Source organism: Betaproteobacteria bacterium (assembly GCA_016713305.1).
GTDB lineage: Bacteria > Pseudomonadota > Gammaproteobacteria > Burkholderiales.
The window spans coordinates 125798-150743 of sequence record JADJPK010000005.1 but is presented as its reverse complement, the minus strand read 5'-3'; the positions used below and the strand labels follow the sequence as shown (position 1 = coordinate 150743).

General features: G+C 68.6%; 20 protein-coding genes, 1 tRNA gene and 2 pseudogenes. 2 read left to right on the top strand and 21 right to left on the bottom strand.

Annotated features, from left to right (window positions below):
• Positions 1 to 145 precede the first annotated feature (145 nt).
• A tRNA-Ala gene (locus IPK20_05750) sits at positions 146 to 221 on the top strand.
• Between the two features lie 193 nt (positions 222 to 414).
• A pseudogene (locus IPK20_05745) lies at positions 415 to 1741 on the top strand (tyrosine-type recombinase/integrase).
• Between the two features lie 571 nt (positions 1742 to 2312).
• On the opposite strand, the gene IPK20_05740 reads toward IPK20_05745, so the two are convergent.
• From IPK20_05740 to IPK20_05640, 21 genes and pseudogenes are all read right to left on the bottom strand, one after another.
• On the bottom strand, positions 2313 to 2720 hold the full coding sequence (locus IPK20_05740) for a hypothetical protein (protein MBK8016264.1): 408 nt from the start codon (positions 2718 to 2720) through the stop codon (positions 2313 to 2315).
• A 1-nt stretch (position 2721) separates the two neighbouring features.
• Positions 2722 to 3429 (bottom strand): ABC transporter ATP-binding protein, encoded by a 708-nt coding sequence (locus IPK20_05735; GenBank protein ID MBK8016263.1) that lies wholly within the window; start codon positions 3427 to 3429, stop codon positions 2722 to 2724.
• Positions 3422 to 4189, bottom strand: a complete 768-nt coding sequence (locus IPK20_05730; protein MBK8016262.1) for an ABC transporter ATP-binding protein — start codon at positions 4187 to 4189, stop codon at positions 3422 to 3424. The genes IPK20_05735 and IPK20_05730 overlap by 8 nt, the downstream gene beginning before the upstream one ends.
• Positions 4186 to 5199, bottom strand: coding sequence for a branched-chain amino acid ABC transporter permease (locus IPK20_05725; GenBank protein MBK8016261.1), 1014 nt, complete (start codon positions 5197 to 5199; stop codon positions 4186 to 4188). The genes IPK20_05730 and IPK20_05725 overlap by 4 nt, the downstream gene beginning before the upstream one ends.
• Complete coding sequence (locus tag IPK20_05720) at positions 5192 to 6076, bottom strand: branched-chain amino acid ABC transporter permease (GenBank protein ID MBK8016260.1); 885 nt, start codon at positions 6074 to 6076, stop codon at positions 5192 to 5194. Before IPK20_05720 ends, IPK20_05725 begins: the two co-directional genes overlap by 8 nt.
• Before the next feature lie 10 nt (positions 6077 to 6086).
• Entirely contained in the window at positions 6087 to 7262 is a 1176-nt protein-coding gene (locus IPK20_05715; GenBank protein MBK8016259.1) for an ABC transporter substrate-binding protein, read from the bottom strand.
• A 28-nt stretch (positions 7263 to 7290) separates the two neighbouring features.
• The gene (locus IPK20_05710) at positions 7291 to 8280 is read right to left on the bottom strand and encodes a tripartite tricarboxylate transporter substrate binding protein (protein ID MBK8016258.1); all 990 of its coding nucleotides are present in this window, start codon (positions 8278 to 8280) and stop codon (positions 7291 to 7293) included.
• 32 nt (positions 8281 to 8312) lie between these two features.
• Positions 8313 to 9125, bottom strand: coding sequence for an enoyl-CoA hydratase/isomerase family protein (locus IPK20_05705; GenBank protein ID MBK8016257.1), 813 nt, complete (start codon positions 9123 to 9125; stop codon positions 8313 to 8315).
• A 22-nt stretch (positions 9126 to 9147) separates the two neighbouring features.
• A pseudogene (locus IPK20_05700) lies at positions 9148 to 10618 on the bottom strand (aldehyde dehydrogenase family protein).
• Positions 10619 to 10628: 10 nt separating this feature from the next.
• On the bottom strand, positions 10629 to 11402 hold the full coding sequence (locus IPK20_05695; protein ID MBK8016256.1) for an SDR family oxidoreductase: 774 nt from the start codon (positions 11400 to 11402) through the stop codon (positions 10629 to 10631).
• Complete coding sequence (locus IPK20_05690) at positions 11402 to 12184, bottom strand: fatty acid hydroxylase family protein (protein ID MBK8016255.1); 783 nt, start codon at positions 12182 to 12184, stop codon at positions 11402 to 11404. Before IPK20_05690 ends, IPK20_05695 begins: the two co-directional genes overlap by 1 nt.
• 16 nt (positions 12185 to 12200) lie before the next feature.
• The gene (locus IPK20_05685; protein MBK8016254.1) at positions 12201 to 12908 is read right to left on the bottom strand and encodes an ABC transporter ATP-binding protein; all 708 of its coding nucleotides are present in this window, start codon (positions 12906 to 12908) and stop codon (positions 12201 to 12203) included.
• Positions 12908 to 14656 (bottom strand): branched-chain amino acid ABC transporter ATP-binding protein/permease, encoded by a 1749-nt coding sequence (locus IPK20_05680; protein ID MBK8016253.1) that lies wholly within the window; start codon positions 14654 to 14656, stop codon positions 12908 to 12910. The genes IPK20_05685 and IPK20_05680 overlap by 1 nt, the downstream gene beginning before the upstream one ends.
• A 47-nt stretch (positions 14657 to 14703) precedes the next feature.
• Positions 14704 to 15570 (bottom strand): branched-chain amino acid ABC transporter permease, encoded by an 867-nt coding sequence (locus IPK20_05675; GenBank protein MBK8016252.1) that lies wholly within the window; start codon positions 15568 to 15570, stop codon positions 14704 to 14706.
• Positions 15571 to 15592: 22 nt separating this feature from the next.
• Entirely contained in the window at positions 15593 to 16795 is a 1203-nt protein-coding gene (locus IPK20_05670) for an amino acid ABC transporter substrate-binding protein (protein MBK8016251.1), read from the bottom strand.
• A gap of 38 nt (positions 16796 to 16833) precedes the next feature.
• Positions 16834 to 17436: a UbiX family flavin prenyltransferase gene (locus tag IPK20_05665; protein ID MBK8016250.1), complete on the bottom strand. Its 603-nt coding sequence runs from the start codon at positions 17434 to 17436 to the stop codon at positions 16834 to 16836.
• Positions 17433 to 18878, bottom strand: coding sequence for a UbiD family decarboxylase (locus tag IPK20_05660; GenBank protein MBK8016249.1), 1446 nt, complete (start codon positions 18876 to 18878; stop codon positions 17433 to 17435). Before IPK20_05660 ends, IPK20_05665 begins: the two co-directional genes overlap by 4 nt.
• A gap of 15 nt (positions 18879 to 18893) precedes the next feature.
• Positions 18894 to 20441, bottom strand: a complete 1548-nt coding sequence (locus tag IPK20_05655) for an AMP-binding protein (protein MBK8016248.1) — start codon at positions 20439 to 20441, stop codon at positions 18894 to 18896.
• Positions 20434 to 20955 (bottom strand): (2Fe-2S)-binding protein, encoded by a 522-nt coding sequence (locus IPK20_05650; protein MBK8016247.1) that lies wholly within the window; start codon positions 20953 to 20955, stop codon positions 20434 to 20436. Before IPK20_05650 ends, IPK20_05655 begins: the two co-directional genes overlap by 8 nt.
• Positions 20952 to 21785 carry an FAD binding domain-containing protein gene (locus tag IPK20_05645; GenBank protein MBK8016246.1) on the bottom strand — a complete coding sequence of 278 codons (834 nt, stop codon included), beginning with the start codon at positions 21783 to 21785 and terminating at the stop codon, positions 20952 to 20954. Before IPK20_05645 ends, IPK20_05650 begins: the two co-directional genes overlap by 4 nt.
• Complete coding sequence (locus tag IPK20_05640; GenBank protein ID MBK8016245.1) at positions 21782 to 24931, bottom strand: molybdopterin-dependent oxidoreductase; 3150 nt, start codon at positions 24929 to 24931, stop codon at positions 21782 to 21784. The genes IPK20_05645 and IPK20_05640 overlap by 4 nt, the downstream gene beginning before the upstream one ends.
• Positions 24932 to 24946: the final 15 nt, after the last annotated feature.

Here is a 24946-nt window from a genome sequence, read left to right as displayed (position 1 = left end):
GGAGTGCGCGAAGGCGCAAAGCGCTGATCGAAATCGGCCGTAAAACCTAATGCGGCCGGCATCCCCGGCCGTTATTGGCGGCCTGATTGTTGGCGTCTGCGAGTTCGGCTAGAATCTCGCTCCCGCGCGAACACCGCGCGGCCGTGGGGACGTAGCTCAGCTGGGAGAGCGTCGCGTTCGCAATGCGAAGGTCGGGAGTTCGATCCTCCTCGTCTCCACCACCGGTCCATCCGAAGGTGTTCCAGGCAGTCCCGGAACAGCCCTGAGGTAGCGAAAAAGCCCTAGAGAATCAACGCTCTAGGGCTTTTTCTTGTCCGGAGCGAACCCGGGACGTGCCACCGGGTCCGAGTTCACATTGCAGGAACTCCCGCAGTAACCTCAAAATTTCGCAGGAATTGGCTGCGGAGTTACTGCATGGCGCACCACCTCATCGCCTCGAACACCACGATCAAGTCGATCAAGCCGGGTGACTCGCGACGTCGCCTGAGCGACGGCGCGGGCCTCTACCTGCTGCTGTTCGTGAAGGGCGGATCGCACGGCTGGCGCCTCCACTACAGCATCCGTGGCCGCCGCAAGACGCTCAGCCTGGGCACCTACCCGAGCACGGGCCTCAGCCTGGCTCGCCAGAAGGCCGAGGAGGCACGAAAGCTCGTCAGCGCAGGCGTGGATCCGAGCGAGGTGCGCAAGGAGGCCAGGGACGCCGCCGCCGTCGAGCGAGACACCGAACAGCGGATCGCAGCCGGCCTGCCGCTGGCCGGCAGCTTCGAAGAAGTTGCACGCGAGTGGCACGCCAAGTTCGCCCCGACCTGGGCCGAGTCGCACGCCACCAAGATCATCCGACGGCTGGAGATGGACGTCTTTCCGTGGATCGGCGCCAAACCGGTCGGCAGCATCAAGCCAATGGACCTGCGCCCTGCTCAAGCGCGTCGAGGAACGAGGTGCCATCGAGACCACGCACCGCGTCCAGCAGAACTGCGGCCAGGTCTTCCGCTACGCCGTGGCGACAGGTCGCGCCGAGAGCGACCCGAGCCGCGACCTGCGGGGCGCCCTGACGCCCTGGAAGCCCGAGCACTACGCCACCCTGGTCGACGCACGCGACATCGGCCAGCTGCTGCGCGACATCGACGGCTACGACGGCGGACTCCTCACCCGATGCGCGCTGAAGCTGTCGCCGCTGCTGTTCGTGCGACCTGGCGAGCTGCGTCGCGCAGAGTGGAGCGAGATCAATCTGGACGCCGCTGAGTGGCGCATCCCGACCGCGAAGATGAAGGGCCGCGTGATGCACATCGTCCCGCTGGCTCGTCAGGCCATCGAGATCCTGAAGGATCTGCAGCCCCTGACCGGCAAGGGCCGCTGGGTCTTTCCCGGCGTGCGGACGAACGGTGAGCCCATGAGCGAGAACACCGTCAATGCGGCGCTTCGACGACTCGGCTACGAGAAGGCAGACATCACGGCGCACGGCTTCAGGGGCATGGCCTCGACGCTGCTGCATGAAGCCGGTTGGCCATCGGACGTGATCGAGCGGCAGTTGTCGCACGCCGAGCGTAATGCAGTGAAGGCGGCCTACAACCATGCAGAGCACTTGCCTGCGCGGCGGACCATGATGCAGGCTTGGGCGGATCAGTTGGACAAGCTGCGCGGATTGGGAGCGGAGGTTCCGGTTGCTGTCTCGCGCGTCGAAGGGGACGACGTTGAGCCGAGCGAGACGATCGACTGGTCAAGGGCGTCAGCGCACCATTGAGGCGGCAGTTGGAGCCCAAACTGCTCCTTGGAAGTCACGTTCAGACTGTCTGCGGCCGATCAGTCTCGGCCGTTGAACGACGGCATGGACCGGAACCGGTCGCTCACGGGGCAGCGCCTCGGATGACCGCTGCGCCTCCTTGACCGGCCGCTCGATCGATACTGCTTGCGTCACGGTCCACGAACGACTGCTTCTGCCTGAGACGACCGTCTGAACCCGACCCATCTGCGAAGTTCGTCTCGCCTGATCAGGCGCCCAAAAGCCGGCGTTCGAAAGGTCAGGCTGGCGCGATTTCGCAGGTGTCCCGGGCAACTATGCGGCAAGCGCGTCACCTAAAGCGCCCGCAGGAGCCCGGGACACGGTTGCGATGCGGCGTTCTGCAGGCTGATCCACCGGTTAAGCCATCTACGCCACCAACTCGGCCATTGCGCACACGGCCCCGACTTGTCGCTCACGCTCGCTCGCGCGTGAAGTCATCGACTCTACGGTGGTTGGTGCCGCTCCCAGACCGTCGGCCGAGCAGCATCTTTGCCTTCCATAATCGGCTGCGTCCACCGAAAGATCCGAGAAGCTAGTGGTCAGACTCCCCGTCGCGCTGGTCCAGATCTCGTACGAGCGCACGGGCCGTTGCCAGCAGCGATTCAGCACGAGTTAGGCCCTCGCAGCTCACGCATAGGATCAACCCATCGAACCCGTCGCGCGAGAGTGCATGCGCCTGCGCTCGGCGTTCCGCCTGCCCGAGGGGGACGGTGAGCCGGTAGTGCGCCGCCTCGTCGAGGGCGATGCATCGCATGCCCAGGCGCGTTGCCTCAGCACGAATGTCATGCCCGATATCGCTGGTCGAGAGTGAAGGGCTCATCGCCACGGCGACGAATCCTGCTTCCGCGCCCACAGACAGGCAAGCAATCGCCTCGGCGCCCTCGCACTCGAGCGCCTCGGCTGTCGGCAGCCATGCGATGCGCGCGTCGCTTGCCGTCATGTCAGACCGCCAGCTGCCGCACCAGCGCTTCGCGGTGCGAGGTATTGCCACCATCGCCTTCGAGCACGACGGCGCCGCGCTCCAGTACGTAGAAGCGCTGCACGATGCCGATAGCGCGGTGCATGTTCTGCTCCACCAGCAGGATCGGGATGCCATCGCGGCGCAGCCCTTCCATCAGCCCGAAGATCTCGTCGACGATCTTCGGCGCCAGCCCCTCGGTCGGCTCGTCGATCAGCAGCAGCCGGGGCGCCCCGACGAGCACCCGCGCCATGGCCAGCATCTGCTGCTCGCCGCCGGACAGCGTCGTGCCCATCTGGCCTCGCCGCTCGCTCAGGCGCGGAAAGCGCGTGTAGATGGCATCGAGGCTGCGCCGATCTTCCGCGCGGCTGCGGCCGGGCTGCTGCATGAAGCCGAGCACCAGGTTCTCCTGCACCGTCAGGCCCGGGAAGATGCGCCGGTCTTCGGGCACGAAGCCGATGCCTCGGCGGCAGATGCGCTCCGGCGGAACTCCGCCGATCGCCTGCCCCTCCAACTGCACCGTTCCGCGGCTTGGCGCCACCCAGCCGGCGATGGTCTTCATCACCGTGGTCTTGCCCACGCCGTTGCGGCCGAACAGGCCGACCACTTCGCCGGCATTCACGTGCAGGCTCACGCCCTGCAGCACATGGCTCAGGCCGTAATGGGTATGGATGTCGCGCAGCTCAAGCATGGGCAGCCTCCCCGAAGTACGCAGCCTGTACGGCTGGATCGGCGCGCACCGACTCCGGCCGGCCTTCCGCGAGCTTGGCGCCCTGGTGCATGACGACCACGTGGTCCGACAGGTTCATCACCAGGTCGACGTCGTGTTCGACCAGCAGGATGGACAGTCCCTCGTCGGCCAGCCCGCTGATCAGCTCGGCGGTGTCCTGCGTGTCGGCATGGCTCATGCCCTGGGTCGGCTCGTCGAGCAAGAGCAGCCGCGGCCGGGCGGCCAGCGCGACGGCGATCTCCAGCCGGCGCTGCTCGCCATGCGACAGGAAGCCAGCGAGCTCGTCGGCGCGGGCCTGCAGCGAGAAGCGCTCGATCAGCTCCTCGACCCGCTGCTGCGCCGCGCGGCTGGCCGAGACGTGGCGCAGCAGGCCGTGCCCGGCTTCGACGAACTGAGCCGCCAGGCGCAGGTTCTCGCGCACCGGCAGTTCGAAAAAAAGGTTGGTGATCTGGAACGATCGCGACAGCCCGGCGGCGAGCATCCGGTCGGGGCTCGCGCCTGTCACGTCGTGGCCTTCGAGCAGCACCTGGCCGGCGCTGGGCCGGATTGCGCCGCTGATCAGGTTGAACAGGCTGCTCTTGCCGGCACCGTTGGGGCCGATCACCGCGGTGATATGGCCACGCTGCGCGTCAAAGCCGACACCGTCCACGGCCACCAGCGACCCGAAGCGCACGGTCAGGCCGCGCACCTGCAGGATCGCCTCGTCGGTCGTCGGCTTCATCGGCGACTCCACAGGCGCTCCAGGGCCGGCGCGAGGTAGCCCACCAGACCCTTGGGAAAGAAGATCACCGAGACGACGAACAACGCGCCGATCACGATGGCATGGTGGGCGGTGAAGGAGCCGACCACGGACTTGAGCGCCGTCAGCAGCGCCGAGCCGTACAGCGCACCGACGAAGGTGCCCGTGCCGCCGACGATCACGTTGATCACCGCGTTGCCGGAGACCTGGAAGAACATCAGCTCGGGCGAGACGAAGCCGCGCAGCATGGGGTAGAGCGCGCCGCTGAGCGCGGCGATGTCGGCGGCGAGCACGAAAGCCGCTAGCTTGTAGCGCCAGGGGTCGAAGCCGAGGAAGGCCAGACGGTGCTCGTTGGTGCGGATCGCGTCGAGCTGGCGCCCGAAGGGCGTGTCCATCAGGCGCATCAGCAGCGCCAGCAGTGCGGCCATGCCGGCCAGCACGAGCAGGAAGAAGCTCGGCGCATGCGCCGTGTCGAGGCTCGCCACACCGAGGTTAATGATCGGCGCAGGCACGCCGATCAGCCCGTCCGACGCGCCCAGCTCGCGGGTGTTGAAGACGATCTTGCTGACCACCTGGGCCAGCCCGAAGCTGATCAGCGCGAAGTAAACGCCCTTGGCACGGATCGCGATCAGCCCGCCGACCAGCCCGACCAGCGTGCCGCTGACCAGCACCACCGCCAGCGCCAGCGGCAGCGAGGGCGCGAGATGCTTGAGCGTCAGCGCCGAGACGTAGGCGCCGAAGCCGAAGAACAGCGCCTGCCCGAGCGGCAGCAGGCCCGTGCGCCCGAGCAGCAGGTCGACGCTGAGCGCCAGCCCGCCAAAGATCAGCGACTCGGTGGCCAGCCGGAAGAAGAACACGTCACCCAGCGCGGCCGCCACGGCCGCGAACAGCAGAGCGATCGCGAAGAAGGCGTAGCTCAACCAGCGCACTGCGGAACGCCGCGCGCCGGCCGTCGGGGCGGGTGCCCGGCCGAGGGTCAGAACGTCAGCCATGGCCGAGTCTCCCGAAGAGACCGTGCGGGCGCCACATCAGCACCAACACCATGATCCCGAACAACAGCGGATCGCTCCACACCGGCGAGATGACCAAGCTCGAGATCGACTGCACCTGGGTCAGCAGCAGCCCGGCGATCACTGCTCCCTTGATCGAGCCCATGCCGCCGATGATCACCACGCTGAAGGCGATCAGCACGAAGTCGCGGCCCATGGTCGGGAACACCGAGTAGATCGGCGCGAGCAGCACACCCGACAGGCCGGCCAGCGCCACGCCGAAGGCAAAGGTACCGGCGTAGACCACGCTCACCGGCACGCCCAGCGATGCGGCCATGTGGCGGTCGAAGGCAGCGGCGCGCACCATCGCGCCGAGCCGGGTGCGGAACACGAGCAGCCACACCGCCGCGATGACCGCGGTGCCCACCGCCATCAGGAACAGGCGGTAGTTGGGGAAGAACAGTCCGAACATCTCGGTGGCCCCGGAGATCGGCTGCTCGATGCGCAGCGGATTCGCGCCGAAGACGATCTTCAGGATGTCTTCGAGGATGATGGCGATGCCGAAGGTCAGAAGCAGGGTCAGCGTATGGCGGTCCTTGCTGTGGAATACACGCTCGATCAGCGCTCGCTCCGTCGCGTAGCCCACCGCCGCCATCAGCAGCGGCGTCAGCGCCAGCGCCCACCAGAACGGCAGGCCCACGCCGATCAGTGCCAGCGCCGCATAGGCGCCGATCGCGTAGAACTCGCCGTGCGCCATGTTGATGACGTCGAGCAGGCCGAAGATGATCGTCAGCCCGAGCGCCATCAGCACCACGGCGACGCCGATCGACAGGCCGTTGATGACCTGTGGCGCCAGCACGAACTGCAGCCAGTCCAGCATGGTGCCGTCCTCAGAACCGGGCGCAGGTGTCGGGCCCGATCGCCGCCTCGGCAGCAACCTTGCCGACGATCTGGAACTGGCCGCCCTCGACCTTCACCGCGTACATGTCCTGCATCGCCTGGTGGTCGCCGGCACGCATGGTCTTGGTGCCTTGCGGGGTGGCCCATTGCAGGCCACGCATCGCCTCGCGCACCTTGTCGGTGTCGGTGCTCTTGGCCTTCTCAACCGCCGCCTTGTAGAAGAACAGAACGCCATAGGAGTCGGCGCCGTACAGATCGGGCTTGGACTTGTTCGCTGCCTCGAAGTCGGCGACGAACTTGCGGTTCTCCTGCGAGTCGATGCTGGACGAGTAGCCGACACCGGTGACGAAGCCGTCGGCAGCCTTGCCGATGGCACCGAGGTTCTGCGAGGTCACCGTGCCCGACGCGCCGACGACCTGCACGTTGCGGTTGACGCCGAACTCGGCCATCTGCGTGAACAGCCGAACCGTGTCGTTGCCCGCCACCGAGGTGTAGATCACCGTCGGACGCGCGCCGCGAATCTGGCCGAAGTAGGGCGAGTAGTCCTTGTTGTCCAGCGGCGCGAACACCTCGCCGGCGGTCTTGGCGCCCTTGCCCTCCGCCGCCGCCTTGAAGGCCGCCACCGTGCTGCGGCCCATCTCGTAGTCGGGCCCAAGGTAGAAGACGTTGGCATTCTTCTGCGTCGAGGCCATCCAGTCGGCCAGCGCAGCGCTCTGCATGCCCGCGCGCGCATTGACGCGGAACACGTTGGGGCTGCACTTGTCGGCAGTGATCGAGTCGGCGAACGACACCGTGGTCGCAATCAGCCGGTTGTTGCGCTCTGCCACCTGGCCCACGGCCAGGGTCGAACCCGAGTTCACCGTGCCGGTGAGGAAGTCGACCTTGCCGACCTGGAACAGCTTCTCGGCCTTCTGCGTGGCCACGGCCGGGTTGGCTTCCTCGTCCTCGTAGACCAGCTCCAGCCTGCGTCCCATCACGCCGCCGGCCGCGTTGATCTGCGCGGCGGCGAGGTCCAGGCCCCACTTCACCTGCTGGCCGATGCCGGCGTAGGTGCCCGACAGCGGGGTGACGACGCCGACACGGATCGGTCCGGTCTGGGCGGATGCAGCCAGGGGTGCGGCGATCGCGAGAGTGGCGGCCAGCGTGTTGAGGTGATGTCGGTTCATGGTCTGTCTCCTGGAGTTGTGTTTGGGTTTACTCGGCCTTGATCCCGTGCTGTTCGATGACGCGCTTCCACAGCGTCATCTGTGCGGCAATGAAGTCGCGCAACACTGCCGGTGAGCCACCGTCGGGGGTGACGCCCTGAGCCGCGAACGCGCGCTGGACTTCTTCGGTGGAAAGGATTCGGTCGATCTCGCGATTGAGCTTGTCGATTGCAGGCTGCGGCGTACCCGCCGGCACGACGAAGCCGTGCCAGGACGACACCTCGTATCCTGGCAGGCCGACTTCGGCAGCGGTCGGCACATCCGGAAGCAGGGGTGATCGACGCCGGCTTGCAATGGCCAGCGCGCGCGCCTTGCCGGCCTGAATGAACGGCAGCACTTGCGGCAGCAGGTCGACGGCAAGCCCGACATGCCCCCCAGACAGGTCGGTCATCAGCGGAGCGCTGCCCTTGTAGGGCACGGGGTTCATGCGCACGCCGGCCTGGCTCTCGAACAGCACCATGGCCAGATGATTGGACGAGCCGGCACCCGAGGTGCCGTAGTTGATCCTGTCCGGAGTGGCGCGCGCCGCGGTCAGCACATCGGCGACGGCGCGATAGGGGCTGCCCGCATGGGTGACCAACACCATGGGCGAGCGCCCGGCCAGGATCACGGGGGCGAACGCGCGTTCGGTGTCGTAGGGCAGCTTGTAGAGCCAGGGATTCGAGGCGAACGGAAACTGGATGACGAGCAGCGTCTGGCCATCGGCCGGGGCCGTGGCCACGGCCTGCGTACCGATCACAGTCCCGGCACCCGGCTTGTTGTCCACCACGGCGCTCACCTTCCACGCCGCGGACAGCTGCTTCGCGATCAGTCGTCCGAGCGTGTCGTTGAACCCACCCGCCGGGTAGGGCACGACGATGCGAAGCGGTCCGCCGGGATAGTCGGCGGCGCGCGCCGGCGCGATCCACGGCGCCGTCAGCGCAGCAGCGCCGGCAGCCAGCGTCAGCGCGCGACGCGATCTCGAGATTTCGTTGACCATGCAGCCTCCTTGCAGGCGGTGGATTGACCTGATCAGCGGCCGACGAAGGCCGGCTTGCGCTTGCTGTGGAACGCCTCGACGCCTTCACGGAAGTCTTCCGAGCTGCGCAGGCGCGAGTAGCAGTGGCCCTCCAGCTCGATGGCGATGGACAGCGGGGAGTCCTCGGTGTCGTTGAGCAGCTTCTTGGCGGTGCGCTGCGCGATCGGCGAGAACGCGCGCAGTTCTTCCACCAGCGCATCGGTGGCCCGATCGAGCTCGGCGTCGGGCACGCAGTCGGTGGCCACGCCCCACTCAAAGGCCTGGCGGCCAGTGATGCGCCGCGAGCGCATCACGATGTCCTTGGTGCGCGTGATGCCGACCATTTTTTGTAGCCGGGCCGAACCGCCGGATCCGGGAATCTGGCCGAGCTTCTGCTCCGGCAGCGCATAGAGCGTCGTCTCGGTGGCCAGGCGGAAGTCGCAGGCCAGCGACAACTCGAAGCCGACCCCGAAGCAGTAACCGCGGCCTGCGGCGATCACCGGCTTGCTGCAGCGCGCAGGAGCCGCGACGTTCCAGGCCAGCTTGCTGACATGCTCGGGCGTCGCCGCGAGAAAGCCCTTGATGTCACCCCCGCTGGAGAAGTGTTCGCCGGCGCCTCGCAGCACGATCACGCGAATCCGCTCGTCGGCATCCAGTGCTTCGAACGCGATGCGAAGCTGATCTCGCGCCAGCATGCTCACGACGTTGAACGGCGGCCGGTCGAGCACGATGTCGGCGCGCTCCTGCTCGGGCTTGAGCTCGATGCGGAAGCCGTCGAGCTCGGCGGGCAGTACGGCGGCGGGATGGGCGAGTTCGTGAAGTTTCATGGCAGTTCCTCGGATGCAGGGGTCAGGCGCCAACGACGCCCACGTTCTGATAGATGTGCTTGATCTCGGTGAAGTCGACGAGTGCATCGACGCCGTGCAGTCGACCCAGGCCGCTGCGCCGGTATCCACCGGTCTCGGCCTCGGCAAAGAGCTTGTTGTGGTCGTTGATCCACACGGTGCCATTGCGCAACGCCCGCGCCACGCGCATCGCACGCGCACCGTCGTGCGTCCACACGCTGGCCGCCAGCCCGTACTCGCTGTGATTGGCGCGCGCGACAGCCTCGGCCTCGTCCTCGAAGCGCTCGATGACGACCAGCGGGCCGAAGATCTCTTCTTGCAGAAAGAAGGCACCGGTATCTCGGTGTGCCACTAGCGTGGGGGGTCAGGAAGCAGCCGGCCGCCAGGGCCCCCCCGGGCCGGCCGCCTCGCAGGACCACTTCGTCGGCCTCAGCCAGCGAGCGCTCGATCTGCGAAGCGACTCGCTCGCGCGAGGCAGCATCGATGAGCGGGCCGACCTGCGCGCCGGGCGAGTCTCCCGGAGCCACTACCAGCGACGCCAGCGCACGCGACAGCGCCACCTTCATGGCGTCGAATTTCGAGGCGTGCACCAGCACGCGCCGCGCAGCCGTGCACTGCTGGCCGGAGATGATGGTCGCGGCGGCGGCCAGCTGACCCGCCACGCGCTCCACGTCGACGTCGTCGAACACCACGCAGGCCGCCTTGCCGCCGAGTTCCAGCGACAGCTTCTTCATCGTCGGCGCGGCCGCAGCCATGATGCGTGCCCCGGTGGCATTGCTGCCGGTGAAACTGATCACGTCCACCTCGGGGGAAGTGACGAGGGTCTGGGCCACGTCGTGGCCGCGCTCGCTCACCAGGTTGACGACTCCTCGAACCCTGTCGCCCAGCGGGGCGAGCACGGCGTGCAGTTCGGCGATCACCGCTGCGGTGATCAGCGCGGACTGCGGCGCCGGCTTGATCACCACAGTGCAGCCGGCCGCCATTGCAGGCGTCAGCGCACGGATGAGCAGCACCACCGGAGCGTTCCAGGGAATGATCAGGCCGGCCACCCCGGCCGGTTCCTTGATCAGGGTGGAGAACACACCCGGCTCGACCTCGAACACGTGGCCGGGGTAGGTGCGCGCGAGCCCGGCGTAGTAGCGAATCTCCGAGATCGCACCGGCCATCTCCCCGCGCGACTGCGCGAGCACCTTGCCGTTCTCCAGCGTCAGCAGCCGCGCCAGTTCGTCGCTCTTGCGCTCCAGCGCATCGGCCCAATGGAGCATGACCTGCTGGCGCAGCCGAGGTGCCTGGGCCCAGTCGGGTCGTTCGAAGGCTCGGCGGGCTGCGGCGATCGCGCCATGTGCATCGGCCAGGTCGGCGGCGGCGTAGCAGCCGATGGTCTCCCCGTTGGCGGGATTGACCGACGCCGCGGTCGCCCCGCCCTGCGCGGCACGCCACGCGCCATCGATCAGCAGTTGTGCATCGAGTGTCATGTCAGCCTCGTCAATGCATCACCGAGCCGCCGTCGACCACGATCACCTGACCGGTGACGAAGTCACTATCCGCGCTGGCGAGATAGACCAGCGTGCCGCACAAGTCCTCGGGGGTGACCTCGCGCTTGATCGCGCGGCTGGCGATGTTGTTGGCGCTCACCGCCCCCTGCCAGGCCGGATTGGCCAGCGTGTTCTCGCTGGCGGTCAGCCCCGGCGACAGCGTGTTGACGCGGATGCCGGCATCGCCGAGCTCGCGTGCCAGCGCACGGGTCATGGCGGTCACGGCCCCCTTGGAGGTCACGTAGTGCAGCAGCATCGGGGCGCCCTTGAACACGGTGCCAGATCCGATGTTGACGATCTTGCCGTAGCCCTGCGCGCGCATCTGCGGTGCGACCGCCTTGGCACACTCGAAGCTGCCTCGCACGTTGACCGCCATCACCCGGTCCCATTCGCCGCCGTCGATCTGGTCAAACGGCTTCATGGCCAGGTTGGCGAACAGTCCGGCGTTGTTGACCAGCACGTCGATGCGACCGAAGGCCTCGAGCGTGGTCGCCGCCATCGCGCGCGCCGATTCGGAGGACGTGACGTCGACGCGCAGTGCGATCGCGCGCCCCCCGGCATCACGAATACGTGCTGCCACCGGCTCGGCATCGAGAACGTCGCAGCAGGCCACGGCAGCGCCCGCGGCGGCCAGTGCGGCGGCGTAGCGTGCACCGATGCCCTGCGCTGCGCCGGTCACGATGGCGACCCGGCCTTCCAGCCGTGCCTCGGAAAGAGAGGGCATCACAGACTCCTGGCGGCAGCGCGGCCGCGTTCACTTTGCTGCGCCTCGACACGGGCGCGGTCCTCGGGCTTGCGGGCTGCGTCGGACATGCCGTTGAACAGCGTGCCGATCACGCCCTTGTCCAGGTCGCTGGTGGCGAACAGCGCATCGCAGATCGGAAAGGTGAGATTGAAGTTGCGGGTGTGCATGAAGTCCGGGTTGTGATGCAGCACGTGCATGCGCCGCACGGTGTTGACGAGCGGCAGGCGGTCGCGCAGCGGATGTTCGATGTGGGACAGCGTGTGCAGCCCCTCGTACATCAGGAAGTACGCGGCCATGGTCAGCATCGCGATGTAGCCGGTGTTGGGAGTCCATACCGCGCCCAGAAGCAGGGCAGGCGGAAGCGCCGCCAGCACGAACAGCACCGGGGCGAACGGGGGGAACAGCAGTGCCCGCCAATCCCGATGGCCGTGGTAGTCCAGCGTCTTGTGCGAGAAGAACTGGTGGTGCGTGTTGACGTGGCGCTTGTAGGCCGACTTCAGCAGACTCTTCGGGCTGTGCAGCAGGTAGCGGTGCGCCGCCCATTCGGCCCAGTTGCCAAACAGGAACATCGGCAGCACCACGCCGACCCACTCCAGCCACGAGGGCTGCTGCAGGCGGGAGGCGCAGTAGAGGATCACGCCGAAGGTGAACACCAGCGTGAAAGCCAGATGCATTTCGCCGCGGTACCAGGCAGGCGTGTCGGCGCGGTACTGCGCACGGAACGCATTCGAGCGCGCGACGATCTCTTCTTCTCTCGTCATTGAAGTGTCTCCAGGTTCATTCGAGGCCCAGGAACTTGGCGGCAAAGGCCGGGTCGCCGAGCAAGACCTCGCGGCTGCCCTCCAGCACGGTCCGTCCGTTCTCGAGTACGTAGGCGCGATCGACGAAGTCGAGTGCGCGATGGGTGTTCTGCTCGACGAGCAGCATGGTCACGCCCTGCTCCGCGATGCGGCGCAGCGCGGCCAGGATCTCGTCCACCAGCAGCGGCGCCACGCCGATGAAGGGCTCGTCCAGCAACAGCAGGCGCGGGCGCGACATCAGCGCGCGGCCGATGGCCACCATCTGCTGCTGGCCGCCGGAGAGTTCACCCGCGTTCTGCGCCGCCTTCTGGCGCAAGATCGGAAAGAGGCCGAACACCTGCTCCAGGGGTTCGTCGAGTGCACGCCGGGACGCCGCGGCGTAGGCGCCCATGGCCAGGTTCTCCTGGACGGTCATGCCGGGAAACAGCCGCCGTCCTTCCGGAACCAGTGCGATGCCGCGGCCGACGGTTTGCGCGGTGGAGGCGCGCTGCAACGGTGCGCCATCGAACTCGATGCCGCCGGATGCCACGGCGTACAGACCGACGATGGCACCCATCGCCGTGGACTTGCCCGCCCCGTTGGCACCAAGCAGGGCGACACGTTCACCATGCCCCACGTGCATCGAGACGTCCCACAGCGCACGCAGCTTGCCGTGATCGACGGCGAGTCGGGTCAGGCTGAGCATCAGGCAACTCCTCGAATCAGCATCGGTGGCGCAGAGGCCTGGGGGGCCGTTGCGGCGGCGCCCAGATAGGTGGCGAGCACCCGCTCGTTCCTGACCACAGCGTCGAGGGGTCCGTCGGCGATCAGTACGCCTTGCTCGAGCGCAATCACGCGGTCGACGACCTGCTCCAGCGCCGAGAAGATGTGCTCGACCCAGATCACGGTGATGCCGTAGCGGTCGCGCACATGGCGGATGTGCTCGACGAAGCGTTTCACCTCGGCGGGTGTCAGGCCCGAGGCGACCTCGTCCACCAGCAGCAGCCGCGGCCGGCAGGCCAGCGCGCGCGCGAACTCGAGCGCCTTCTTCTCCTGCACCGACAACGCGTCGGCGCGGTCGTACAGCCGCGGGCCGAGTTCTGCGTAGTCGACGAAGGCCCGCGCCTCTCGAAGCGCATCGCGCGGCGACAGTGGATTCGCGCCGAACATCAGAGGGATGGCGATGTTCTCCTGCACCGTCAGGTCGGAGAACGGACGCGGGATCTGATACGTGCGGCCGACGCCAAGGCGGGCGATGCCATCGCGCCCCAGGTCCGCCAGGTCCTGTCCGTCGAACAGCACGCGCCCCGCGGTGGGTGTGTAGACCCGGGAAATGCAGTTGAACAGCGTCGTCTTGCCGGAACCGTTGGGACCGATCAGCCCGACGATCTCGCCGGCGCGGATGGACAGGCTGATGTCGTTGACCGCCACATTGCCACCGAACTGCATGCGTACGCCTTGTAGTTCGATGAGAGGCCGCGCCCCGGCGACCTGCGGAGTCGGCAGCGGAAGTGCGCCGCCGGCCTGTCCAGTCGCCTGCATGGCGGAGGCCGTCGCATGTTCGTGGTGCTCGCGGCCGAACTCCGCGAGACCCGGAACGCGCCGCACCCATTTCGCGCGCAGGAAGCCGCCGGGCATGAAGCGGCCGATGAGTAGCAGGGTCGCGCCATACAGCGTGGCCTGGAAGCCCTTGACGCTGACCAGAAGCCATTGCTGCATGGAGGCGAGCAGCAGCACGCCGATCAGCGGCCCGTAGCGCAATCCCGAGCCGGCGAACAGCACCATCGCGATCGGTGCCAGCGCGACGTTCAGTCCGAAGACGGTGGCCGGGTCGATGTAGCTCATCTGCCAGGCCTGCAGAGCGCCCGCCGCGGCGCCGAACAGGCTGGAGAGCACCAGCACGCGGCGCTTGACCGGCGCGATGCGCACCCCCACCGTCTCCGCCACCTGCTCGTCGTTGCGAATGCTCTTGAGCGCGTAGCCGAAGCGCGCGCCGTGGATGCGCAGCGTGACGACAAAGGTGATCAAGCACACGGCCAGCGCGATGAGATAGGCCGGCTTCAGCACCTGCGCCACCGGCAGCACGATGCCGTCGGCGCCTCGCGTGATCGGCGTCAGGTTGTAGGCGAGCACCTCCAGCAGCGGCAGCAGCGCGAGCGACGCGAAGGCGAAGTAGTCGCCGTGCAGGCGGAACAGCGGCACCGCGAGCAGACGCGCGGCGATGGCCGTGACGCCCAGCGCCGCCACGAAGGCGAGCCAGAACGGCGATCCGCCGACGAGCACGATCGCGAAGGCGTAGGCACCGATGCCGTAGAAGGCATAGTGGCCCAGGTTGACGTAGCCCATCTCGCCGGCCACCCAGTCCCAGCTCTGGCCCAGGATGTAGGCGATCAGCACCGTGAAGGCGAACGTGGTCAGGTAGGCATTGCCGCTGAACGGCAGCGCCACCAGCACCGCGACCAGGCCCAGTCCCAGTAGCGGGGGTAGACGGAGCAGCGCCTTCATGCCGTCCTCCCCAGTCCCTTGGGCCAGACGACCAGGATCAGCAGCATCGCGATCACGCTCAGCGCCGGTGCCCACTCCGGCTTCCAGTACAGGCCGGTGAGCCCCTCGGCCACGCCGAGGAACACGCCGGCCAGCAGTGCACCCGGCAGGTTGCCGATGCCGCCGACGACGATGATCGTGAAGGCCTTCACCGTCAGGCCGAAGCCCATGTACGGATCGACCGGGAAGGACAGCACGTAGAGCACCGCCGCCACCGCGACGGTGGCCGAGCCGAAGGCAAAGGTGAGCGCCTTCATGTGCACGCTGCGCACGCCGCAGATCTGCGCGCCGACGGCGTCCTGGGTCACCGCCCGCACGGCCCGGCCGAACCAGGTGTGCTTGAGCAGCAGGTGCATGACGATCGTCAGCACGACGATGCCGCCGAGGATCAGCATCTGCGTGCTGGAGACGACGATCTCGCCGAACTCCAGCGCCGGCAGTCGCAGCGGGATGTTGCGCTGGGTCGCACCGGCCGCCTTGGCGGTCAGGTCCGACAGGATCATCAGCGTGCCCACCGTGACCAGCACCGTGCCCACGGTTCCTTCGAAGTGGTTGCGAGAGGCCAGCGGACGCAGCAGCAGGTGGTAGTAGGCCCAGGCGAAGGCAAACAGCAGCGGCGCGAGCAGCGCCGCAATCAGCGCCGGGTGCATCTGCCAGGCCGAGAAGGCCAGGCTCGCCGCCACGCCGCAGACCGCCAGCAGCGTGCCGTGCGCGAAGTTGAGGATGCGGACGACGCCGTAGATCAGCGAGAGACCAAACGCGACCAACGCGTAGAGTCCGCCGAGCAGCACGCCGCCGATCAGTACCTGAAGCAGGACTTCCATGATGGATGTGCGTGCCCTGGCGTCACTGCTGCCAGCTCGGCGAAGGCCAGGCCAGCTTTCCGGTGGCGACCTCCGGCGGCCACACCACGTTGACCTTCCCGTTCTGCATCTGCACGGTGAAGGCGCCCGTGTTCGGGAAGCCGCGCTCGTCGAAGGTGACGTCGCCAGCCGGGCTCTTGATCGTCGCCTTGAAGAGTGCCTCGCGCACCTTCTCGCGATCGACCACGCCGGCCTTCTCGATGCCCTGCACCATGGCCAGGTACGAGGTCAGCCGACTGAGCGTCCAGATGTAGTCGAACATCGTGACGTTGGAGCGCTGCATCACCGTCTCGACCAGCTCGCTGTAGGCCCCCTTCACGCCGGGGTACCAGCTCAGCTCGCCGGTCATGCCCTCGATGTCGGCCCCCACCTGGCGCGCCAGCGCGCCCGTCAGCATCGTGTGGTGCACGTCCATCGCGCGCACCTTCAGCTGTCGCATCTGCTGCACCAGCGGCACCGACGCGTTGTCGTAGGCACTGATGTAGATCACGTCGGCCTTGGCGGCGCGCACCTTGGCGATCAGCGCGGTGAAGTCCTTCAGCTCGGGGCTGAAGGTCTCGTTGCCCAGCACCTTCAGGCCCTGCGCCTCGGCCTTCTTGCTCCAGGTCGCCGTGATGCCCTTCATCACCGGGTTGTCGTGGGTGATGAAGTAGATCGACTGCGGCTTCGGACTGACCTTGCCGAGCATGTCGAAGTAGCGCGCCGACCAGTTGGGAACGACGGGGAAGGGCGTACCCCAGGTGTACTTGAGGCCGCGGTCGTACAGCGCCGGCGTGGCCACGTTGGCCATCACCATCGGGATCTGGTACTTGTCGGCGATCGGCGGGACCGGGCCGCCGATCGAACTCCAGTCGGGACCGACGAAGAAGTCGACCTTGTCGACCGTGGCCATCTTCTCGTAGAGCTGCACGGCCGTGGCCGGCACGCTCTGGTCGTCGTAGATGACGAATTGCAGCGGCAGCTTCTTGTTGCAGGCCTTGACGGCGATGCCGCCGCTCTTGTTGATCTCCTCCGCGAAGACCTCGGTCATCTTGCGCCAGCGGTCCGCCAGCGTGGAGAAGGGGCCGGTCTCGCTGAGCGTGGTGCCGAACACGATCGGCCCGTCGCAGGAATTGAGCTTGGCGGCGGCCGGCAGGCTGGCCAGCACGGTGGAGGCGGCTGCGGCCGCGAGGGCGATGATCTTCATTCTTGTCTCCTGTCTGATGTGGTCTGATGTGGCGAGAGTCATGCCGACGCCGACGGGGCGAGCCCCGACCAGCGGCGCACGGCGAGGGGGGACGCAGCGGCCGCGCTTTCGCCGAGGCCGAACAGGTCGAGCACGCGCACGCAGGTGTGCTCGACGACCTCGTCGAGCGACTGCGGGCGTTGGTAGAAGGCAGGCACCGGCGGGCAGATCACGCCGCCCATCTCGGTGACCGCCAGCATGTTGCGCAGGTGCGCCTGGTTCAGCGGTGTCTCGCGCGCCAGCAGGACCAGGCGGCGCCGTTCCTTGAGCACCACATCGGCGGCCCGACTGACGAGGTTGTCGGCCAGGCCGAGCGCGATGCTGGCCAGGGTCTTCATCGAGCACGGCGCCACCACCATGCCTTCGGTGACGAAGGAGCCGCTGGCCACCGACGCGCCGATGTCGCGTGGGTTGTGCACGACGTCGGCTAGCGCTTCCAGATCGCTGCGCGTGATGTCCAGTTCCTGCGCCAGCGTCAGCCCGCCGGCCTGCGACAGCACGAGGTGCGTCTCCACCTGCGGCACGGCGCGCAGCAGCTGCAGCAGCCGCACCCCGTAGACGGCGCCGCTGGCACCGGTGATCGCGACGATGAGGCGCTTCATTCGGCCTCCAGCGGCGTGCCGACCAGGGCGGCGGCGCCGGTGGCCGCCACGAGCTGGGCAAGGTCGACATCGCGTTCGCCGGGAATCCGCACGCGCGTGAAGACATGCTCGGCGCTGGCCAGCGGCTTGGTCGCGTCGAGCCCCATCTTGGCGCCGTAGCCCTGCCATTCGGGCGAGGGCTTGTTGCCGGCGAAGCCGACCGTGGTCGACGGATCCAGCGCGGAGCCCTGCGCACCGGCGATCACGACGAGGTCGCGGTCGGCCTGGAAGCGGGTGGCCACGGCCCACTCCACTTCGTTCGCATCGTGGATGTCGACATCCTCGTCGACCACGATCACCTGCTTGACGTCGTAGTGCCCGGCGAAGGCGCCGAGCATGACGTTCTTGGCCTGCCCTTCGCGTGTCTTCTTCAACTGCACGACGAGGTGGTAGCGCGCGACGCCGCCGACGGTCAGGTGCACGTCGGTCACGTTCGGGAAGCTGCGCTGGAGGTGCGCCAGCAAGGTGGCCTCGCGCGGGATCGCGCCCAGCAGCAGGTGTTCCATCTCGGCCGGCACGATGGTGTGGAACACGGGATCGCGGCGATGGGTCACCGCATCGATGGCGATGACCTCGCGTTCCTCGCGGGCGCTGTAGTACTTCGGGAACTCGCCGAACGGACCCTCGGGCTCGCGCACGTTCGGCAGGATGCGGCCTTCGATCACGATCTCGGCCTCGGCCGGCACGCGCACCTGGTTGGTCACGCACTTCACGACTGGCAGTGGCTGGCCATGGAGGGCTCCCGCGATCTCCAGCTCGTCGCAGTCGATCGGGGCGATGGCCTGCGAGGCGAGCGCCGTCAGCGGGTCGACGCCGATCGCGATCGCCACCTCCAGCGCTTCGCCCTGCGCTTCCGCGGCCGCGAAGAAGGCATGCAGGTGGCGGGGCAGGATCAGGATGCCGAGCCGGTCCGGACCGTGGATCTGGATTCGATTGATCGAGACGTTCTGCACGCCTGTCTTCGGGTTGCGTGCGATCACCAGGCCGGCGGTGATGTAGGCGCCATGATCGTGTTCGCTGTGCGTCGGCACGGGCAGCAGCGAGCGGATGTCGGCGGCGCCGCCGGCGAAGCGGTGCACGATCTGCTGCACCGGCGCTTCGGCCACGTCCACCTCACGCCAGCCGAGCGGCTTCTCGGCGGCCGAACGGAAGTGCTGCAGCAGTCGAGACTCGGGGACGCCCATCGCTTCGGCGATCCAGGCGCGCCGTGACATAAAGCCGGAGACCACCGGGATCGAATGGCCGCCCGGCTGCGCAAACAGCGCCGCCTGTCGTCCGTCGAGGCGCTTGGCGATCGCGGCGAGCTCGTGTTCGAGCGCCACGCCGGGCCGGATGGCGGCGAGGCGGTTGCTGGCGGCGAGGTGGCGGAGCCAGCCTCGCAGGCTGGTGTGGGCAGCGGTCATGACGGCGAGTGCTCCTCAGGCGGGTGGAATGGCGGGCAGCGTGGTGTCCAGCGGCTCGTACTCGCCGGACTGCAACTTGCGTCGCAGCACCTTGCCCACCGGGCTCTTGGGGATCTCGCGCACGAAGACGTAGTCGCGCGGGCGCTTGAAATTGACGAGGTCGCTGTCGCGGCAGTGCGCGTCCAGCGCCAGCGCGTCGACCGGCTGGCGCACCTTCACGAACGCGACGACCTTCTGGCCCCAGCGTTCGTCCTGCAGACCGGCCACAGCCACCTCGTCGACGGCCGGGTGCAGCGACAGCACGGACTCGATGTCGACCGGCGAGATGTTCTCCCCGCCGCTGATGATCATGTCGTCGACGCGGCCGGTGACGAACAGATCGCCCTCGGGGTCGACGTAGCCGGTGTCGCCGGTGAAGTACCAGCCGCGGTGCAGGCTCTTCGCATCGGCATCGGGACGCTTGTGGTAGCCCTCGAAGGCTTCGTCGCTGCGCAGCTCGGCGATGATCTGGCCCTCTTCCATCGGCGCAGCCAGGCGCTCCGGGTCGCGCTGGTCGAGCTTGACGACACGCAGCCGTGTGTTGAGCCCGGCACGTCCTGCGCACCCGGGCTTTTCGGCTGCACGCTGGTTGATCGAGAAGGTGTAGATCTCGGAGCTACCGTAGTGATTGACGAAGAGCTCCGGCTGGAAAGCAGCCTGCAAGCGCTGCAGCAGCGCGTCGTGCATCGGCGCACCCGCAAAGCCGAGCTTGCGCACGCTGCGGGTGTCGGTGCCGGCGAAGTCGGGGTGCGACAGCAGGTCGTGGTAGAGCGTGGGCACCAGGTAGAGATGCGTCACCTGCTCGTCGCGGATCGCCGCCAGGGCGCGCGCGGCGTCGAAGCGCGGGATGCAGACGATGCGCCCGTCGATCAGCGCCAGCGACAGCAGCGAACGCACGCCCATCGTGTGGTACAGCGGCATCACGCCCAGCGTGCACTCGCCCACCGCATAGCGGTTCTGCGCCACATGGGCCAGCGCGGCGATGCGCTCGGCGCGCTGGCGTCGTGGCACGCCCTTGGGCCTGCCGGTGGTGCCGCTGGTGTAGAGCATCAGCGACCAATCCGACGCCTCGGCCTGCGGCATCGGCTCGTCTGCTGCGGCCATCCAGTCCTCGAAACGCAGCGTCGCGCCATGCACCTCGTTCACGCCGATGCGCAGCGCCTGGCTCGCCGCCGAGGACGCGGCCACCGCGGCGTCCGCAACCGGCTCCCAGACGATCGCCTTCGCCTCGGCATCGGCCAGGCAGTAGTCGATCTCTTCCGGTTTGGCGCGCCAGTTGAGCGGCGTCATCACGATGCCGGCGAACTGGCAGGCCCAATGCAGCGTGGCCATCTCCCAGCGGTTCTGCAGCACCACGAGCAGGTGGTCGCCTCGCACGAGGCCGGCGTCTGCGAGACCGCGCTGCACGGCGCCGATCCGGCCTGCCCACTCGAGGTAGCTCAGGCGCAGGCCACCGTCGACGATCGCGATCTGCCGCGGGCTGCGCTCGACGCTCTGCAGGAAGGTGCGCCCGAGGTCAAGCATGAGAGGCCCCCTGCGCGGCGCGCGCACGCGCCACGTCCATCACCGCCGCGACGATGGGGGTGTAGCCGGTGCATCGGCACAGGTGCCCGGACAGCATCTCGCGCACCTGTTCTTCGTCCGGCACGCCACGGCCGGCAATGCGCGAGAGCCAGTCCGCGCACGACATCAGGATGCCCGGCGTGCAGAAGCCGCATTGCAGGGCATGGTGGCGCTTGAAGGCGGCCTGCAGGTCACTCAGCACGGCGTCGCCCTCGGCCAGTCCTTCCACCGTGCGGACCTCGCGGCCGTCGACCTGCACCGCCAGCGTCAGGCAGGCCCGCTGCGCGACGCCGTCGATCTGCACCGTGCAGGCACCGCACACGCCGTGCTCGCAGCCGACGTGGGTGCCGGTGGCGCCGAGGTCGTGGCGCAGGAAGTCCGACAGCAGCCGGCGCGGCGATGCGCTGGCACGTCGCTCGCGGCCGTTCAGCGTGAGGCGCACCGGATGTTCGGCGCGGGCGTCCAGCACGGTCATGCAGGTCTCCGGGTGGTGAGGGCCCGATCGGCAGCGCGGCGGCCGAGGCGGCGGACCAGCTGGCGCCGCAGCGCCGCGCTGGCCTGCGGCTCGTCGCGCACGTCGAGCGACCAGGCGAGTTCGTTGAGGGCGTCGTCGAGTGCGGCGCCGTCGAGAAGCGGCAGATCACGCGCTACCGGGCGGTCGGCGACGCCGCCGACGGCGATGCGCAGCCGGCGCGCATCGGCCACCGCCGCCACGGCGCAGATGGCGAAGTCGCCATGGCGCACCGCGAACTCCTCGAATCCGTGGCCCTGGCCAGCCGAGGCGAGCGGGAAGCGCACGGCCTCGACCAGTTCGTCGGCCCGGCGCGCGGTCAGCAGCATGCCGGTGAAGAAGTCCTGCGCCGCCACCCGGCGAGCGCCCCGCGCGCTGCGCAGACAGACCTCGCCGCCGACTGCCAGCAGCACCAGCGGCAGCTCGGCCGAAGGGTCGGCGTGCGCGATGCTGCCGGCCACCGTGCCGCGATTGCGGATCTGGAAGTGCGAGATGTGCGGGAAGGCCAGCGCCAGCAACGGGAGTTCCTGCGCCAGTCCCGGCCGCCACTCGAGCATGGCCTGGGTGACTGCCGCGCCGACGTGCAGCATGGCGCCGTCGACGCGCAGTTCGGCCAGTGCCTTCGATCGCGAGATGTCGACCAGGCGTTGCGGCCGGGCCAGGCGCATGTTGAGCACCGCCATCAGCGATTGCCCGCCGGCGAGGATGCGCGCCTCATCGCCGAGCTGCGCGAGCACCGCCGCGGCTTCCGCGGCCGTCTCGGCACGCTGGTACTCGAAGGCTGCCGGCTTCATCGCGCCACCCCCAGCCAGGCCATCAGACGCCGCCACCACGTCGCCTTGCGCACCGCGGCGTCGCCGGCGGCCTGGCGGCCGAGCGACTCGAACAGCTGGGCCAGCACGATGCGCGCGGCCCCTTCGAGCATGCGGCTGCCCACGGCGGCCACCTTGCCACCGACCTGCGCCGCATAGTCGTAGTGCAGCCGGGTGCCGGCAGCCGTGGCCTCCAGGCGCACCGTGCCGCTGCCGGAGCCCGTGCCCAGCGACGACTGGCCCGAGCCGGCCAGCCGCAGGCTGCGCGGCGCATCGATCTCCGACAGCTCGATGCGGGCCTCGTAGCGCGCCTTCACCAGCCCCACGCCGACGGTGACGTCGGCCCGGTAGCGATGCTCGCCGTCGCGCTGCAGCGCGTGGCATCCCGGGATGACGCGCGCCAGCGCCGCCGGATCGAGCAGCACGGCGAACACCTTCTCCGGTGGCGCGGCGATGTCCACGCTGCCCTGGGCCTGCAGCGCGAGGCCGCCGGCCACTCTGGGAGGTTCCGCCGTGCGGCCGAGCCCTGCGGGCGGCGCCGGCTCGGCCAGGCCGCCTTCTTCGCCGATCAGCGAGAGCACGCGCGACGGCATCAGCGGCAGGCGCACGTCGGCGAGATCGCGCAGCGGCCGCAGCGCATCGGCGAAGGCATTAGCGATCACCACCGGCGTGCTCATGTTGTTGCCTTCGCCGAGTCCCTTGGCGCCCAGCGGCGTGAACGGGCTGGGCGTCTCCAGGTGAACGATGGTCGGCTCTGGCACCTCGCAGGCGGTCGGCACCAGGTAATCGGCAAAGGTTCCGCTCTGGAAACTGCCATCGGCGCCGTAGCGGAACTCCTCCATCAGTGCCGCACCCAGCCCCTGGGCGAAGGCGCCGCGGATCTGGCCGTCGGCGAGCGCCGGATTGAGCAGCCGCCCGGCATCGTGGCCGGTGATGTAGCGATCGACGCGAACGCGGCCGGTGGCCGGATCGACCTCGAGGCCGCAGACGTCGAACACGAAGCCGTAGGCGGCCGAGGTGTTGACGCGGTCCTGCGCGTCGGGCGCGGCCAGGGTCGGCGCGGTCCAGAACGCGGTCTCGCGCAGCCCGGGCGCTTCGCCCTCGGGCAGCAAGGCCGGCGCCCAGTGCGGATTGGCGGCGAGGCGCGCAAAGGGCTGGCGACGCTCGGGCATCTGTTCATCGAACACCATGCCGCCCTCGAAGCGCAGCCGCTCGGCCGGGCAGCCGAACTGCAGCGCCGCGATGCGCGCCAGCTTGTCGCGCAGCCGCTGGGCCGCCAGATGCACCGTGCCGGCAACGGCGCCGGCGAAGCGGCTGCTGTAGTTGCCGGCCGCCACGCTCCAGGCGTCCTTGGCGGTGTCGAACTCGACGTTCACCACCACCTGCGCAGGGTGCAGGCCGAACACATCGGCCACCACCTGGGCGCACACCGTCATGTGGCCCTGCCCCGCAGGCGCCGACGCGACCACCACATTGACGCCGCCGAGCAGGTCGATGGCCACTGTCGCGCTGGCGATCGCGCCGTTCTTCGGCCCGGCCTTGGCACGCTGCTCGGGCGTCAGCACGGTGCTGATGTAGCCCATGTTCGACACCGAGGGCTCGACGATCGCCGCCACGCCGATGCCGTAGAGCCGGCCGGCAGCACGCGCCGCGGCCTGGCGCTGCCACAGGCCCTGCTCGCGCGCAGCGGCCATCGCCATCGCGGTGAGGCGGTGGTAGTCGCCCGAATCGAGCACGGCGCCAGCCGCCGCGGTGTAGGGGAATTGCTGCGGCCGCACGTAGTGGCGCAGGCGCAGCGCGACCGGGTCTTCGCCCAGCTCGACGGCGATGCGATCCATCAGCCGCTCGAGCGCGTAGTAGACCTGCGGCCCGCCGAAACCGCGCACCAGCCCGGTGGGCGTCTTGTTGGTGACGACCACGCGGTTGCGCACGGCGAGGTTCGGGATGTCGTAGGCGCCGCTGAGCGCGCCGTGCATGCGGTAGAACGTGGCCGGCTCCGGCGCACGCAGGTAGGCGCCGACGTCGTCGCGCTGGTCCCAGTCGAGCGCGGTGATGCGGCCCTCGCCGTCGAGCGCGGCGGTGATGTGGGTCAGCCGCGCCGTGGCCGAGGTGGCGGCGCTGAGGTGCTCGAGCCGATCCTCCACCCACTTCACCGGCGCGCCGGCCTTGCGCGAGGCCAGACACATCAGCACCGCATAGGGCAGCACGGCCTGCTTGACGCCGAAGCTGCCGCCGCTGTCGCGCGGCACCCGGTGACGCAGCTTGTTGGCCGGCACGCCCAGGGCCAGCGACATCACCGAGTGCAGCGAGAACGGGCCCATGAAGTTCGACAGCACCTCGTAGCCGTGGCCGCCGTCGGCTTCGGGCTGGTGCTCTGCCACCACGACGCCGCACTCGATCGGCGTGCAGCTGTTGCGCGGGTAGTGCACGGTGAGGGCAACGCGGCGCGAAGCGCCCGCGAAGGCCTGCTCCGGATCGCCGTAGCGGAAGAAGCGCTCGTTGACCACGTTGCTGCCCACCGCTTCGTGCAGCACCGGCGCACCGGCCTCGCTGGCCTCGGCGATATCCACCGTCGCGGGCATCGCCCGGTACTCGACGCGGATGGCATCGAGCGCGTCCTCCGCCAGATAGCGGTCTTCGGCGATCACCACCGCGACCGGCTCGCCGCTGTAGCGAACGCGGTCCACCGCCAGCGCCCAGTGCTGCATCGGCGCCTTCACGCCCACGACGAAGGGCTGCGACCAGCGCTTGACGTCCTCGCCGGTCAGCACGGCGCGCACACCCGGCATGGCCAGCGCGGCCGTGGCGTCGACCGACAGCAGATCGGCATGCGCGTGCGGGCTGCGCAGCACGGCCGCCTGCAGCGTACCGGGCGCATCGCCTAGGTCGTCCGCAAAGCGACCTCGGCCGGTCAGCAGGGCAGCATCTTCATGGCGCTCGATCGGTTGCCCGAGGTGACGGGGGGGCAGGGCCTTGGCAAGGTCCGGGTCGCTGTGCAAGCCTGTCTCCTGCTTGTCGTTCTGCTGTGGGACGCAGTGTCGACAGGCGCGGTGGGAGGGCGTGAACGCAAACGTCCGGCGAAGATCCGGATCGTCCGATCGCTGACCAAAAGGTCTGGCCAGTTCCATGCTGCTTTGCAGCAA